At 63.6% G+C, this 14,150-nt stretch carries 12 protein-coding genes and 2 pseudogenes; 9 read left to right on the top strand and 5 right to left on the bottom strand.

Going from position 1 to position 14,150, the window contains the following annotated elements; genetic code table 11:
- Positions 1–184: 184 nt before the first annotated feature.
- Positions 185–586 (bottom strand): hypothetical protein, encoded by a 402-nt coding sequence (locus tag M3461_11200; protein ID MDQ3774878.1) that lies wholly within the window; start codon positions 584–586, stop codon positions 185–187.
- 462 nt (positions 587–1,048) lie between these two features.
- Here M3461_11200 and M3461_11195 point away from each other — a divergent pair.
- A pseudogene (locus M3461_11195) lies at positions 1,049–1,486 on the top strand (transposase).
- Between the two features lie 161 nt (positions 1,487–1,647).
- On the opposite strand, the gene M3461_11190 reads toward M3461_11195, so the two are convergent.
- On the bottom strand, positions 1,648–2,718 hold the full coding sequence (locus M3461_11190) for a hypothetical protein (protein MDQ3774877.1): 1,071 nt from the start codon (positions 2,716–2,718) through the stop codon (positions 1,648–1,650).
- 929 nt (positions 2,719–3,647) lie between these two features.
- Here M3461_11190 and gmd point away from each other — a divergent pair.
- From gmd to M3461_11150, 8 genes and pseudogenes are all read left to right on the top strand, one after another.
- Positions 3,648–4,757 (top strand): GDP-mannose 4,6-dehydratase, encoded by a 1,110-nt coding sequence (gene gmd, locus M3461_11185; GenBank protein MDQ3774876.1) that lies wholly within the window; start codon positions 3,648–3,650, stop codon positions 4,755–4,757.
- Positions 4,758–4,767: 10 nt separating this feature from the next.
- Complete coding sequence (locus M3461_11180; GenBank protein MDQ3774875.1) at positions 4,768–5,778, top strand: GDP-L-fucose synthase; 1,011 nt, start codon at positions 4,768–4,770, stop codon at positions 5,776–5,778.
- 95 nt (positions 5,779–5,873) lie between these two features.
- Positions 5,874–7,109: a PQQ-dependent sugar dehydrogenase gene (locus tag M3461_11175; GenBank protein ID MDQ3774874.1), complete on the top strand. Its 1,236-nt coding sequence runs from the start codon at positions 5,874–5,876 to the stop codon at positions 7,107–7,109.
- 431 nt (positions 7,110–7,540) lie between these two features.
- The gene (locus tag M3461_11170; protein MDQ3774873.1) at positions 7,541–8,503 is read left to right on the top strand and encodes a PQQ-dependent sugar dehydrogenase; all 963 of its coding nucleotides are present in this window, start codon (positions 7,541–7,543) and stop codon (positions 8,501–8,503) included.
- 96 nt (positions 8,504–8,599) lie between these two features.
- Positions 8,600–8,947, top strand: a complete 348-nt coding sequence (locus M3461_11165) for an Ig-like domain-containing protein (GenBank protein MDQ3774872.1) — start codon at positions 8,600–8,602, stop codon at positions 8,945–8,947.
- 15 nt (positions 8,948–8,962) lie between these two features.
- On the top strand, positions 8,963–9,280 hold the full coding sequence (locus M3461_11160; GenBank protein ID MDQ3774871.1) for a hypothetical protein: 318 nt from the start codon (positions 8,963–8,965) through the stop codon (positions 9,278–9,280).
- A complete protein-coding gene (locus tag M3461_11155) occupies positions 9,250–10,167 on the top strand; it encodes a LysR family transcriptional regulator (protein MDQ3774870.1) in 918 nt (305 codons plus the stop codon). The genes M3461_11160 and M3461_11155 overlap by 31 nt, the downstream gene beginning before the upstream one ends.
- Positions 10,168–10,297: 130 nt before the next feature.
- Positions 10,298–11,504, top strand: a pseudogene (locus M3461_11150) (NAD-dependent formate dehydrogenase).
- On the opposite strand, the gene holB reads toward M3461_11150, so the two are convergent.
- The 3 genes from holB to mltG are packed head-to-tail and all read right to left on the bottom strand — an operon-like array spanning position 11,493 to position 14,130.
- Entirely contained in the window at positions 11,493–12,488 is a 996-nt protein-coding gene (gene holB / locus M3461_11145; GenBank protein ID MDQ3774869.1) for a DNA polymerase III subunit delta', read from the bottom strand. The pseudogene M3461_11150 and the gene holB overlap by 12 nt on opposite strands.
- Positions 12,485–13,129: a dTMP kinase gene (tmk, locus tag M3461_11140; protein MDQ3774868.1), complete on the bottom strand. Its 645-nt coding sequence runs from the start codon at positions 13,127–13,129 to the stop codon at positions 12,485–12,487. The genes holB and tmk overlap by 4 nt, the downstream gene beginning before the upstream one ends.
- Positions 13,126–14,130: an endolytic transglycosylase MltG gene (gene mltG, locus M3461_11135; protein MDQ3774867.1), complete on the bottom strand. Its 1,005-nt coding sequence runs from the start codon at positions 14,128–14,130 to the stop codon at positions 13,126–13,128. Before mltG ends, tmk begins: the two co-directional genes overlap by 4 nt.
- Between the last annotated feature and the right edge of the window lie 20 nt (positions 14,131–14,150).

The following is a 14,150-nucleotide window of genomic DNA, read 5'->3' as shown; positions in this document are numbered from 1 at the left end:
GCATCCGCTTCTACGCCATGCGCCGCCGCGACCCCCATCACCAGCCATTGCTTCGCGAGGTACCTTACCTTCGTCCCAACAAACCATTTCAGGGGAAGCCATGAGCGTTCAATTAACGCTGAAACTTTGTCACGTCGATGTCAAACAACTGTTCAATTAACGCTGAAACTTGCCCTGTTATACATTAGATTCGTCCGTAGCCGAAATAGACTGCCACATTATTTATCGCAACTGGTACGGTAAGTAAACTGATGCCGTATACCACAATAGAGCCGAGATGTTTGCTTAATCCAAGTTTAGGACTTAGTTTATTCAGCATGTATGCCCCTCCTAGAATAATTGCGGCCATAGGAACATTTTTTATTATCAACCCAGCATTAATGCCAAATTGTTCCATCAAATGTCTAGCAAGATCATTAGCCTCCGCATTAAGATTATTTTGTTCGTGAAGGTATAAAGAAGTAAATGTAATATCCAATACTTTTATACCTAGGTATGCTAACGACGCATAATATAAATGGCTAAATTTATCAAATAGCTTTCGATCTATATTTTTTAGTTTGTCAGTTAATTTATCCAATGTCATTTACGAGCTTGGGCGCGTCGGTCTGTGGGATACCTCGATAGTTCGCAGGAGTGAAACGTTCACAACCGTGAATCTTTCGTCGCTCACCTTCGAGCATTTGGGTTCATTCCATGGCGCCAACAATACATTTACGGTATCAAGCATTTTACACGATCGAGGTAAATCTTATCCTTGTGCGCTCAGCTTGTCAAGCGCGCTCGCCTCTGTCGCCCGTGTTGTCCTGATGTCTTACAAACAGCCTGGTTAGTTCTACTTTGTCAGACCAAAATACTTGCGCCAGATCATGTAGGTAAGTATAATGTCATGTGTTGATTTGTCACGGAGTCTGAACGATGGCGACTTCGTGAAAATTGTGTACCAATTCCTTCCCTCATCGCTGGTCTGCTCGACCGGTTGCCGCAACATCTCAAAGCGTTCTCTTCGTTCTTTCGCGTGGGCATCCGCTCGGTGGCGAGTGCGGCCGGCACGATGCTCACCCATCCGGGGGTCTATTGCTTGCGCACCAACGAAATCCATTGGGATGAGGCCACCCTCTGGGAAACCTACACGATGCTGACCGATTTGGAAGCCGTCTTTCGAAGCTTGAAGTCCGAGCTTGGTCTACGACCGATCTTCCATTCCAAAGAGCGACGCACCGACGGACACTCTTCATCTCCGTCTTGGCCTACCAGTTCGTCCAGTGCATCCGCCGGCGTCTGAGGCAGCGGGGATCCATCAGAGCTGGGCTGGCTTACGTCAAACGCTGTCCGTACAACAGCGGGTCACCGCGACCTTCCGCCAACGCGATGCGCGCGTGTTGCATGTACGCAAGAGCACCTCGCCGAGCCTGGACTACGACAGATCTATGATGTTCTCGAACTGTCCCCTTCCCCCGGAGGGATCCAGAAACTCGTCGTCTAACCGCAAAAAAACATCCTTGTAGTGCCATACGCACTGTGTTGTATCCCTAATCCCTTGTACTGCATCATCTTTTTCTTGCCGGTGTTAAACCTGGGCTAAGGCTCCGCGAGCGAAGAGGAGGACGGCCGTCGCCGTCCTCCACTCGCCGACCGTCCGTCTATCTACTCTTCGTTGCGCAATCCGATCGTGAAGCGCATCGCAGCCGACTCCGCGTCAGAGAGCGTCTGCGCGGCGGCCTTGCAGCTTGCGGCGGCACGCCGGCTCTGATCGCGCAGCGCCGCGTGTGGGGTGGGACTCGCCTGAGCGAGGCGTAGCGCGCTATCGATCCGGTCGTGGCACTGGCGCAGGCCGAGGCTACCGAGACTCGTAGCAACCGCAGTTCGTGACAGGGCGTGCAACGATTGGCGCTGCCTCACCTGTCCGACCGCGCGGCGGACCAGGTCGTCTCGTGCGTCATCGATCGGCCCGACGAACGCGAGGCCCTTCGCGGCGCGCAGCAGGGCCCCACGCAGCGGGGCGGCGTCGGAGGAGTTACCTTGCAGGCCGCTCAGCCCTAGGATCACGGGCTCCACGACTTGACGCGCGGCCAGCGCGAGACGGCTCAGGCCCTCCGCTGAATCACAGAGGTCGGTCCACCACCACAAGCTGCAAGGGTCCAACAAGTACGAGTCCGGGTTCTCGCAGGCCACGGTCACCTGCTCACAGAAATCTTGCTCCGGATCATCGGGCGGTTCTCGATGCTCCGGCGGTTCGGGCGGCTCGAACACGTGGAAGTTTTCGTCGAGGAACTCCACCTCGTCCGGGGAGACGAACTGCACGGACAGGGCCACCGCTCCCGGTGGCGGCTCGCTATTCGGCGGAGCCGGGGCGTGGAAGACATAAGGCCCGTCGCAGTCGTCGGCGAACGGGCCGGTAAACTCGATCACGACCTGGAGCTCGTTGTCCGGGGCAATCCAGCCGTTATTCTCGAGTTCCAGATCTCCGGTCGGCTCAACGTCACCCGAGTGCCAGTGCCATGCCAGAAGGATGTCGTTTTTGAGGCGCATGCCGCAGGCCCCTTCCGGAAATGGAAGGGCGCCGCCGCCCGGCTCGATCTGGCCGCCGTTGGGGCCCTCGACGTAAATGAGGTAGCCCGGCGTGCCGAAAGCCATCGCCTGGCCTGCGCCGAGCGCGCCCGTCATGAAGACCGCGGCCAGGGCGGCCGCGCGTACGTACCGGTGTGTGTAGTTCATGTCCGTCTTCCTGCGAATTTCAATACCTTAACACCCGAATTGTGCTTGATGTTTGTGCGCCTCATAGTAGTGACTTCTCTCCAGATTTGGTTGACAGTCGGGCCATTTGAACCGGGTGTTTGCGAGTTTCGCTGGCGACACCGATGTTGATTGGATATGCAGTGTTTTTCATATAGACCTCTGTGTTGAAAGTCCGGTCGCTTGGACCGGGTGCATTACTAAGATCATGTTCGTCGCACATGCTGCACGACTTGATTAAGACTTTAGCCACCTCCCGATGAAGGTGCTTTCAAGAAGAATGAAGTTTCGATGATGAATTATGAAAAACTATGAATCGGCGTAGGCGAGACTGGCCTGCCCCGTTCTCAAGCTCGACTTGGGCCAAGAAGGCCTCGAGGTGTTCTTCTACCAAGTGGTAGAGGGTGGTTTCTTCGGGACGCCGCCGCTCGTAGCGTAGGCGCCTTGCCGCCGGCGCAGGCTGAACCGCCTTGTCCATCGTCCCTGAGGGTTGCTCTTCCTTGAAATCTGTCGGTATTGACCGCAGGATGAGGTGCCGCGTCTGACAACCGCATGGCAAGCGCCCCCGTGTGGCACAGGCGCATTGTCCACAAGAGCGGCCGGTTCGCTAGCAGCCGTGCCTATCGGCGAGTCTGAGTCCTCTCAAACCGAGGATGAGGTGACACCCCGCTATGCCCTCTTGGCGGCCCCTCCCGGAGCGAGGCCTCTTAGGCAGTTACGCCCAGAGCTTCGGGCTATCCAAGTTAGCCTACCGGCGGTCCTTTGTTAAAAGATCGTCCTGGCCTCATACGGGGGCTCGGTGCATCGCAAGTTGACGCGGCCGGGGTGGGAGTCCCTATAATCCGACTCTGGACGAAGGGGGTGGAAACCTCGGGGCGACCATTGACAGAATTGACACATAGGGAGGGGGGATGAAAAAGGCGTTGATCACGGGGGTGACCGGCCAGGACGGCGCCTACCTGTCGGAGTTCTTGCTGGGCAAGGGGTACACCGTACACGGCGTCAAGCGTCGGGTGTCGCTGTTCCACACCCATCGCATCGATCACCTGTACCAGGACCCCCACGAGCCCGCCCCTAGCTTCATCCTTCACTACGGCGATCTCACCGATTCCGCCTGCCTCCTGCGCATCATCCAGCAGGTGCAGCCGGACGAGATCTACAATCTGGCCGCGCAAAGCCACGTGGCGGTGTCCTTCGAGACCCCCGAGTACACGGCCAACGCCGACGCGCTCGGCACGCTCAGGCTCCTGGAGGCGATCCGGGTGCTCGGGCTGGATCATCAAGTACGCTTCTACCAGGCCTCGACCTCCGAGCTGTACGGCAAGGTGCAGGAGGTCCCGCAGCGCGAGAGCACCCCCTTCTACCCGCGCTCTCCCTATGCCGCCGCCAAGCTTTTCGGGTACTGGATCACGATCAACTACCGCGAGGCCTATGGCCTGTACGCCTGCAACGGGATCCTCTTCAACCACGAGTCGCCGCTGCGCGGCGAGACCTTCGTGACGCGCAAGATCACCCGCGCGGTGGCGCGCGTCAAGCTCGGCTTCCAGGACCAGCTCCATTTGGGCAACCTGGATGCGCGGCGCGACTGGGGGCATGCGCGCGACTACGTAGAGGCCATATGGCTCATGCTGCAGCAGGAAGGGCCGGATGACTATGTGATCGCGAGCGGCGAGCAGCACTCGGTGCGCGAGTTCGTAGAGCAGGCCTTCCGGGTGGCGGGGATCGAGATCGAATGGCGCGGGAGCGGCCCGAACGAGGTGGCGGTGGCCGTTGGCGGGACTCTCGCGGGGCAGCCGGCGAAGGGACGAACCTTGGTTCGGATCGATCCGCGCTACCTCCGCCCGACCGAGGTCGACACTCTCCTCGGGGATGCCTCCAAGGCCAGGGCCCGGCTCGGCTGGAGACCGCGCATCGGTTTCGAGGCGCTGGTCGCGGAGATGTTCGGGGCGGACCTTCGGGAGGCCGAGCGCGATCACCTGGTGAAGTCGAGCGGCTATCCGGTTTATGCCCCGCATGAGTAATCGGGCCGGCATGGCGCCCGGCGCCAAGGTCTACGTCGCCGGGCACCGAGGTCTTCTGGGCTCGGCGCTGGTACGTGGTCTCCGGGCCGCGGGTTTCGAGAACCTCGTGACGCGTGCCCATGCCGAGCTCGATCTCGGCGATGCGGGGGCGGTGCGCGACTTCTTCACCCGCGAGCGGCCCGAGCACGTGTTCCTGGCCGCGGCCAAGGTCGGGGGGATCCTGGCGAACGCCACGTATCCCGCCGACTTCATCCGCGAGAACCTATCGATCGAGACCCATGTCATCGACGCAGCCTGTCGCGCCGGCGTGAAGCGCCTCTTGTTTCTCGGCTCGTCCTGCATCTATCCGCGCGACTGCCGCCAGCCCATGCAGGAGGAGTCGCTCTTGAGCGGTCCGCTGGAGCCGACCAACCGGCCCTATGCCATCGCCAAGATCGCGGGGATCGAGTTGTGTTGGGCCTACAACCGCCAGTATGGAACGCGCTATCTGGCCGTCATGCCCGCCAACCTCTACGGCCCGGGGGACCACTACGATCTCGAGACCTCGCACGTCCTCCCGGCGCTGATCCGCAAGATGCACGAGGCCCGGGTGCAAGGGGAGCGGGAGGTGATCGTGTGGGGCAGCGGCACGCCGCGGCGGGAGTTCCTGTACAGCGACGATGCGGCCGCGGCCTGTGTCTTCGTGATGGGCCTGCCCGATGAGACCTTCGATCCGCTCCTCTGTCCCGGACCCGCGGTTCCACCCCTCGTCAACATCGGCTGCGGGGAGGACCTTTCTATCCGCGAGTTAGCCGAGCTGGTACGGAGTGTGGTCGGATGCCGGGCCGAGATCCGGTGGGATCCGGACAAGCCCGACGGCACCCCGCGAAAGCTCCTGGACGTGAGGCGTTTGCAAGCGCTCGGGTGGCGCCCGAGGATCGGGTTGCGCGAGGGACTTCGCCGCGCCTATGGCGCCTATTTGGCGAAGCACGGCGCCGCCGGGCAACGGGCGACGGCGGCCATCGGTCTTGAAGGCCCATGACGGGGCGCCTGCTTCAGAACATCGAGGCGGATGGCCGGGGCCGGTGCTCCCACGCTGGCACCGCCCTGCGTTGCTCGAAGGGCGGATCCGGGCCGATGGGTAGGATCCCCCGCGGTCTTCGAATGGCCCTGGCGACGGTCGCGGCCCTCGTGCTCGCTTGCGTCTGCCCCGCGCGAGCCGCCCCACTCACTGAACCCGGGGCACTCGCATCCGGCACGAGGGCTCGTGCCCCGGACTTCTCCCGGGTCGAGGTGGGGCTCGTGACCGTGATGACGGGGTTCATCGATCCCATATTTTTGACGAATGCCGGTGACGGATCGGGGCGACTGTTCATCGTCGAGCAACGCGGGATCATCAAGATCTGGAAACGCGGCCAGGTCCTGCCCCTTCCGTTCCTCGATCTGCAGTCGAGGGTCCTGTCGGGAGGAGAGCGCGGCCTCCTCGGTCTCGCCTTCCATCCCAAGCACGCGAGGAACCGCAAGTTCTATCTCTTCTTCACCGAGCGAGCCAGCGGCGACCTCGTCATCGCCGAGATGCGCGCGGGCGCGAGGAACCGCGACCGGGCGCTGCCGGGCTCGTTCCGTCGCCTCTTGCGGGTCCCCCACCGGAGGCATGCGAACCATAATGGCGGGATGCTGGCGTTCGGGCGAGACGGGCTGCTCTACATCGCCACCGGCGATGGGGGAGGGGGCGGCGATCCGGACAACAACGCCCAGTCGCGGACCAGTCGGCTCGGGAAGCTCCTCAGGATCGACGTGGATGGCCGCTCGGGCGGGCTCGCCTACCGAATTCCCCCGACCAACCCCCATGCGACGAGCACGACCTTCCAACGCGAGATCTGGTCGCTCGGATTACGCAACCCGTTTCGGTTTTCGTTCGACCGGCGGACCGGTGATCTCTGGATCGGGGACGTCGGCCAGGGCCGCTTCGAGGAGGTGGACCGGGCGACAGAGGCGAGCGGCGGGGGGCGTGCCGTCAACTTCGGCTGGCGGCTCCTGGAGGGCGACGCGTGTTTCCAACCGCCGAGTGATTGCAACCGGGCCGGTAAACAAGCCCCGCTCACGGTCTACGACCACTCGGAGGGCTGCGCCGTGATCGGTGGCTATGTGTACCGCGGGCCGATCGAGGGCCTGCGCGGGGCCTATCTCTTCTCCGATGTCTGCTCCGGGGAGATCTGGTCCGTGGTCGCGGAGGGCGCGGCGCGGCAGCGCAAGGTCTTGATGGCCGAGACGGACCTCCCGATCAGCTCCTTCGGCGAGAGCGAGACCGGCGTCTTGTTCGTGACGGCGCTCGATGGGAACGTCTATCGCCTGACCGCGACGCAGCGCTGATCGTCGGCACCGAGCCTATGAAGAAAACGTCGCGAGCGACGGGAGGTCGAGTTATCGTGACGATGCCGTGAGAAAATGCACAGACCTATCGGGGGTTTTGCTGAGCGGTCTGCTCCTCCTCGGAGCGGCATCGAAGGTCGAAGGTATCACCTTGCCCCCGGGTTTCAGCGACACCGCCGTCGCGGACGTCGCGTCTCCCACCGCCTTGGCCTTTACACCGGAGGGTCGTTTGTTGATCGCGGTGCAGCCCGGTCGATTGTGGGTCTATCAGAACGGCGTGCTGTCGCCCACTCCGGCGCTGGATCTGACAGGAAGGATCTGCACCGAACGGGAGCGCGGGCTCCTGGGCGTCGCGGTCGATCCGGGGTTTGCAGTCACGCCTTACGTGTATCTTTACTATACCGCCGGGAACGCAGGCTCGTGCGTCAACCGTGTCGCGCTTCGTCTTGTCCGAAGGCAATGTCCTCAGCGACGAATTCGTCCTGGTCGACAACATGCCTTCGCCAAGTCCTTTTCACCACGCTGGAGATCTGCATTTCGGCAAAGACGGCTTCTTGTACATCAGCGTCGGCGACGGCGGGTGCGACTATGCCCCTCCCGTTGGTTGCGCCGCCTTGAACGATGCCGCGCGCGATCCGCATGTCCTCGTAGGCAAGGTGTTGCGCATCACCTCGACCGGCGAGATCCCGCTCGGCAACCCATTTGTCGGGCCGGATAGTGCGCGCTGCAATGTCTCCGGCCAAACCGCCCCGGGCAACAAATGCCAGGAGATCTTTGCCTTCGGGCTACGCAATCCCTTCCGCATGGCATTCGACCCCAACGCGGCCGGGACCCGGTTCTATATCAACGACGTCGGTCAGAATACATGGGAAGAGATCGATGTGGGCCAGGCCGGGGCCGATTACGGATGGAACGTGCGGGAAGGGCATTGTCGCACCGGCTCGGAAACAGATTGTGAGAAGCCGCCTGCCGACATGACGAACCCGATATTTGCCTACAGTCATTCGGCTACCGACCCTATCTTCGCCGGCTGTTCCTCCATCACCGGTGGCGCGTTCGTCCCGGCCGGCGTGTGGCCGGCCGAGCTCGAAGGGGCGTATCTCTTCAGCGATTTTGTCTGTGGCAGGATCTTTTCCCTGTCGCCATCCGATACCGCAACTCCGTTCGCCACCGAACTCGATAGCCCCGTCACCGTCATCTTCGGCCCGCACGAGGGCACCCAGGCGCTTTATTACACCACTTTTCACGGCGGCCAGGTGCGCCGCATCGCCTTCATCGGCTCCGCCAACCGCGCCCCGGCGGCGGTCGGAAACGCGACGCCGACGAATGGCCCGGTCCCGCTCCCGGTTGCCTTCAGCGGAAATGAGAGCAGTGACCCGGATGGCCACCGTTAGCCTTCGAATGGGATTTCGGCGACGGGACGCCGCCCATCGGCGCCAGCGACCGCGCATGTCTACGGAACGGCCGGTACCTTCATCGCCAGGCTGCGCGTGGACGATGGCCGCGGCGGCAGCGACACGACCTCGGTCCGTATCGATCCGGGACACTCCCCACCCGAGGTTCGCATCACCTCCCCCGCACCGGGCACGCGCTTTCGGGTCGGGCAAGCCATCACCCTGAGCGGACACGCCGTGGACGAGACGGGCCTGGTACTGCCCGATCCCGCGCTGCGCTGGAGCGTGCGCCTGCACCATGACACCCACACCCACCCCTTCCTCGACCCGACGGCGGGGAACGGTATGGTCATCGTGACCCCCGCCCCGGAAGACCTGCCGGCAACGACGACGAGCTTCCTGGAGGTCCGGCTGACCGCGACCGATGGGCGGGGACTGTCGTAGACCATCACCCAGGAGTTGCGCCCGCGGCTCGTCCGGCTCCGGTTCGACACGCACCCGAGGGGTTTGCGACTGCGCATCCAGGGCACGATGCTGCGCGCACCGCAGAACATCATTTCCTGGCCAGGCTATCCGATCCATGTCGATACGCCCAAACAGATCAAGAAAGGGAAGGTCCGGCGGTTCCTGAAGTGGTCCGACGGGCGCAAGCGCCGGCATATCATCAGGACGCCCTCGAAGCGACGCCCCTATCGGGCATTCTTCGACCGAGAGTTGGTGAAAACATCTCCTGCGCTCGGGGAACCATGTTCATCCGCCAACTCGAATACCTCGTAGCGCTGGCCAAGACCCGCCACTTCGCCCGCGCGGCCGAGCTTTGCCACGTCTCGCAACCGGCCCTGTCGGCAGGCATCCAGCACTTGGAGGAGGAACTCCGTATCGCCATCGTGCGCCGTGACCAGCGCTTCCAGGGCCTGACCCCCGAAGGCGAGCGGCTCCTCGGCTGGGCGCAGCGCATCCTGGCCGACTGGGAGGGGCTGCGGCAGGAGGCGGCGTGTTCGCGCGGTTCGATCACGGGGACCTTGCGCATCGGCGCCATCCCCACCACGATGCCCGTCGTCCCGCTGCTGACTTCACAGAGCCGCGCGGCCCATCCCGGCATCCACCAGGCGGTCTTCTCGCTTGCTGCCGAGGAGATCATCCGCCGGCTCGACGGCTTCGAGCTGGACCTTGGCGTCACCTACCTGGAAGACCAACGGCTGGGTGGTTTCCGGGTCCTCGCCTTATACCGAGAGCGTTACCTGTTGCTGGCACCGAACCGTGGGGCCATTCCCGGACGTGCGACGATGACTTGGTCGGAGGCCGCCGAGCTGCCGCTTTGTCTGCTCACCCCCAATATGCAGAACCGCCGCATCATCGATGCGGCCTTTCGGCAGGCGGGGACTGCACCGCATGTCGCGGTCGAGACCGACTCCGCCTTCGCGCTCTATTCGCACGTTCGCTGCGCCGGACTCTACACCATCGTGCCCCACAGCATCCTGTTCCTCCTCGACATGCGCGAGGAGGTCACCGCGATCGCCCTGTCCCCGGAGCTGTCCCGGCCCATCGGGCTCGTCGCGCTCGGCCACGAGCCGCCCCCCCCGCTCATCGCCGCGGTCTGGGAGGTATTCGCGGGCCTCGATCTCCAGAGCCGCTTCGACACGCTGATAAGCCCCGCAGATTGACTCATCCAAACAAACGATTGGACTGACCGGCCTTTTGCACCAGGATCACGAGTTCCCGGCCGCGTCGGTACGGACGACGGGCCTAGCCGCTGACGTCTTCAACGATCCTAAGACCAGAGGAGGTCCAATCATGGCCAAGGTTGTGTGTGTGCTCTACGACGATCCCGTCACCGGCTACCCGAAATCCTACGCCCGCGATGATGTCCCCAAGCTCGAACGCTATCCCGATGGGCAGAGCCTACCTTCTCCGAAGGGCATCGATTTCCAGCCCGGTCAGTTGCTGGGCAGCGTCTCGGGTGCGCTCGGCTTGCGTCAGTTCCTAGAGAACAACGGTCACAAGCTGGTCGTCACCTCGGACAAGGACGGTCCGGACTCGCTCCTGGAGCGGGAGCTGCCGGACGCGGACATCGTGATCTCGCAGCCGTTCTGGCCTGCATACATGACCGTGGCTCGCATCGCCAAGTCACCGAAGCTCAAGCTCATCGTCACCGCCGGCATCGGTTCGGATCATACCGATCTGCAGGCGGCGATCGAACACGGGATCACGGTGGCCGAGGTGACGTATTGCAACAGCATCAGCGTCGCCGAGCACGTGGTGATGATGATCCTCTCGCTGGTGCGGAATTACCTCCCGTCTTATCAATGGGTGATCGACCGGGGCTGGAACATCGCCGACTGCGTCGCGCGTTCCTACGACCTGGAAGGCATGGTGGTCGGGACCGTGGCGGCCGGGCGCATCGGCCTCGCCGTGCTGCGCAGGCTCAAACCTTTCGATGTCAAGCTCCACTACACCGATCGTCATCGTCTCTCCCCGGACATCGAAGGGGAATTGGGCCTTACCTTCCATGCGAACGTCGAATCGCTGGTCCGGGTCTGCGATGTGGTCACCATCAACTGCCCGCTGCACCCGGAGACCGAGCATCTCTTCAACGAGGCGCTGCTCGACAAGATGAAGCGCGGTGCCTACATCGTCAACACCGCACGCGGCAAGATCTGCGATCGCGAGGCGATCGCCCGTGCGCTCGAGAGCGGCCGGCTCGCCGGTTACGCCGGGGATGTGTGGTTTCCGCAGCCGCCGCCGGGGGACAACCCGTGGCGCACCATGCCTCACCACGGTATGACCCCGCACATCTCGGGCACCAGTCTCTCGGCGCAAGCGCGCTACGCGGCCGGTACGCGTGACATCCTTGGAGTGCTGGTTCGAAGGCCGCCCCATCCGCAACGAATACCTGGTGGTGGATGGGGGCAGGCTCGCCGGTGTCGGCGCCCATTCCTACAGCGCCGGCAACGCCACGGGTGGGTCCGACGAGGCGGCGCGCTTCAAGCTAAATAAATGATCCCTTGGACAACGCCCAGGTGATCGCGAACGCCTCGAGAAAATTGATGGCCGGGACACCACCTGCGATCTGCAGATATTGGCGATCGCGCAAGAGCTGGTCGTAACAGGCAAAGAGCTGGACCAGGCGACGCGGATGTGCGAGGTCCGCGAGGCGCTGTGCGCGATCGCGATTGGACACCCTGCCGGTGCTTGCGCCGGATTTCACGGCGATGAGGTCCCCTACGAGCTTCACGAGCCACAGGAACACGGCCGGCGTGTCGAGGGTGGACCAGCGAGCCGCCACCTCGATGGGATCGGCCTGACCCAGCGCCAGGTGCTCCAGATCCCCGATGAGGTCGTCGCGAAGCGCGAGGTCACCGCTCTCGTGCGCCGACAACACGGCCAAGGGGGCGTGGTCGTAGAGCGCCATGAGGGACCCGAGATCGGGCGCCTCCGGGAGACGCGCCCGCAGCCAGGCGCCGGCCGCCTCGGCGGCTACCGGAGGGAAATCCACGCGCTGGCAGCGGCTCTGGACGGTCAAGGGGAGTGATGCCCGGCGTTCGGCGCATAGGGCGAGGACCGTCCGGGGTGGCGGTTCTTCCAGCGTTTTCAACAATGCGTTGGCGGCCTGGCGGTTCATGGCCTCCGCGGGGTCCACGAGCGCGACCTTGAAGGCACCGAATACGGGTTTGAGAGATACGAAATCCATTAACTCGCGGATTTGATCGACCTTGATGGCCTTGCCCACCGCCTCGGGTGCCATCACCATGAGCTCCGGGTGATTGCCGGCGTCGTGGAGCGCACAACTCCGACAGCGGCCGCACGGCGCCCCGTCCGGCAGGGGCGAGGGGCAGAGGAGCGCCGCCGACAACCGGCGGGCAAACTCGGAGACGCCCCGCCCGCGGAGGCCGCTCAGGAGGAGCGCATGCGGCATATGGTCCGTATGGCGCGCGTGCCACAGGCGCTCCCACTGCGCCGCTTGCCAGGGGAACGGGGGGCTCATATCGAGAGCCTGGCGAGCTCGTTGCGGATGGCCGCCGCGACCTCATCCATCGTGAGGCTCGCGTCGATCACCCGAATGCGTCTCGGGTCCCGCCGGGCCCGCTCCAAATAGGCAGCCCGGACGGCCTCGAAGAACCCCGGCCCTTCGAGCTCGAAGCGATCGGCCCGCCCGCGCCCGCGTGTCCGGGCCAGGGCCACGTCGAGGGGGGCATCCAGCAGGATGGTCAGATCCGGCATCAATTTTCCTTGAACGAAGTCCTCGAGCACCGCGATGCGGGCCGGCGGGATCCCCCGTCCCCCGCCCTGGTAGGCATAGCTCGCGTCGGTAAAGCGATCGCAGACCACCCAGGCCCCACCCGCCAGTGCGGGCGCGACCACGCGGGCGATGTGCTCGGCGCGCGCCGCGAACATCAGGAGCACCTCCGTCTCCGCGTGCATGGGCATCGGCGCCGGCCGCAGCAGGACCTCGCGGATCCCTTCCCCGACCTCGGTCCCGCCCGGTTCACGAGTCTCGACCACCCGAAGACCGGCATCCCGGAGATATCGCGCGATGAGATCCGCCTGGGTGCTCTTGCCGACGCCCTCGATGCCTTCAACGGTCACGAACCGTCCCCGGGTAGTACCGGTACCGCTACCAGTCATCGGCTCCCACGGACTCCCTGAGACTGGTAGATGTCCACCGCCTTATTATGTTCTTCGAGCGTGGCCGAGAAGTGGTGGTGGCCATCGCCCTTGGCCACGAAGTAGAGGGTGTCGCCGGCGGCTGGATGGAGGGCGGCGTGGAGCGACGCCTCGCCGGGCATCGCGATCGGGGTTGGCGGCAGGCCGGCGTGTCGGTAGGTATTGTAGGGGCTTTCGATGTCGAGATCGCTACGCCGGAGATCGCCGTCGAAACGGACACCGAGCGCGTAGATCACCGAGGGATCGGTCTGGAGCGGCATGCCCCGTTGCAGACGGCGCACGAACACCCCGGCGATCGCCGGCCGTTCGGCGGCGGCCGTGGTTTCCTTTTCGATGATCGACGCTAGGACGAGGGCCTCGTAGGGCCTTCGATACGGTAAGCCCGGTGCCCGCCGCGCCCAGGCGCGGGCGAGCTTCCGGGCCATGCGCTTCTCGGCCATCCGCAGGATCGCCACATCGCTCGTCCTGGCGGGGAAACGGTAGGTATCGGGGTAAAACAGCCCTTCCGGATCCCTTGCATTCCCGTAGACACGCGCCATCACCTCGCCACGGCTGAGGCCACCGAGCGTCTGTTTCACCTTTGGATGAGCAGCGAGCGCCGAACGGACGGCCTCGAAGCTCCAACCTTCGATGAGCGTCAAGCGATGTTGCACCACACGCCCCTCTACCATCCGGTCGAGGAGACGGCGCGGCGTGAGGCCTTGTGTGAGCGCATACTCGCCGGCCTGAATGCGGCCGGCCTTGCCTGAGAGGCGCGCCGCGATGACAAGATATCCGCGCCCCGTGAGGATGTCGGCCAGGGCCAGATCGCGGGAGATCGATCCGATGCTGGCGCCGGGTACCACGGTGTAGTGGACGCTGGTCCCGGCCAATTGCAGCGGTCGGTCCAGGTGTTTTTGTAGTTCCTTCCAGAGCCAAGCGGCACCGATGCCAAGGCCGATGAAAAGGAGCGCGACGAACATGCCCCACCGCCGACGCCCCT

It is taken from the genome of Pseudomonadota bacterium (genome assembly GCA_030860485.1).
Taxonomy (GTDB): domain Bacteria; phylum Pseudomonadota; class Gammaproteobacteria; order JACCXJ01; family JACCXJ01; genus JACCXJ01.
Note: the sequence above shows the minus strand (reverse complement) of the source record. Positions and strands in the feature narration are given on the sequence as shown.

What these genes read in the sequence shown, in the direction of transcription:
- M3461_11200 (MDQ3774878.1), bottom strand. Translation starts at nt 586, where the DNA reads ATGACATTGGATAAATTAACTGACAAACTAAAAAATATAGATCGAAAG.
- M3461_11190 (MDQ3774877.1), bottom strand. Translation starts at nt 2,718, where the DNA reads ATGAACTACACACACCGGTACGTACGCGCGGCCGCCCTGGCCGCGGTC.
- gmd (MDQ3774876.1), top strand. Translation starts at nt 3,648, where the DNA reads ATGAAAAAGGCGTTGATCACGGGGGTGACCGGCCAGGACGGCGCCTAC.
- M3461_11180 (MDQ3774875.1), top strand. Translation starts at nt 4,768, where the DNA reads ATGGCGCCCGGCGCCAAGGTCTACGTCGCCGGGCACCGAGGTCTTCTG.
- M3461_11175 (MDQ3774874.1), top strand. Translation starts at nt 5,874, where the DNA reads ATGGGTAGGATCCCCCGCGGTCTTCGAATGGCCCTGGCGACGGTCGCG.
- M3461_11155 (MDQ3774870.1), top strand. Translation starts at nt 9,250, where the DNA reads ATGTTCATCCGCCAACTCGAATACCTCGTAGCGCTGGCCAAGACCCGC.
- holB (MDQ3774869.1), bottom strand. Translation starts at nt 12,488, where the DNA reads ATGAGCCCCCCGTTCCCCTGGCAAGCGGCGCAGTGGGAGCGCCTGTGG.
- tmk (MDQ3774868.1), bottom strand. Translation starts at nt 13,129, where the DNA reads ATGACTGGTAGCGGTACCGGTACTACCCGGGGACGGTTCGTGACCGTT.
- mltG (MDQ3774867.1), bottom strand. Translation starts at nt 14,130, where the DNA reads ATGTTCGTCGCGCTCCTTTTCATCGGCCTTGGCATCGGTGCCGCTTGG.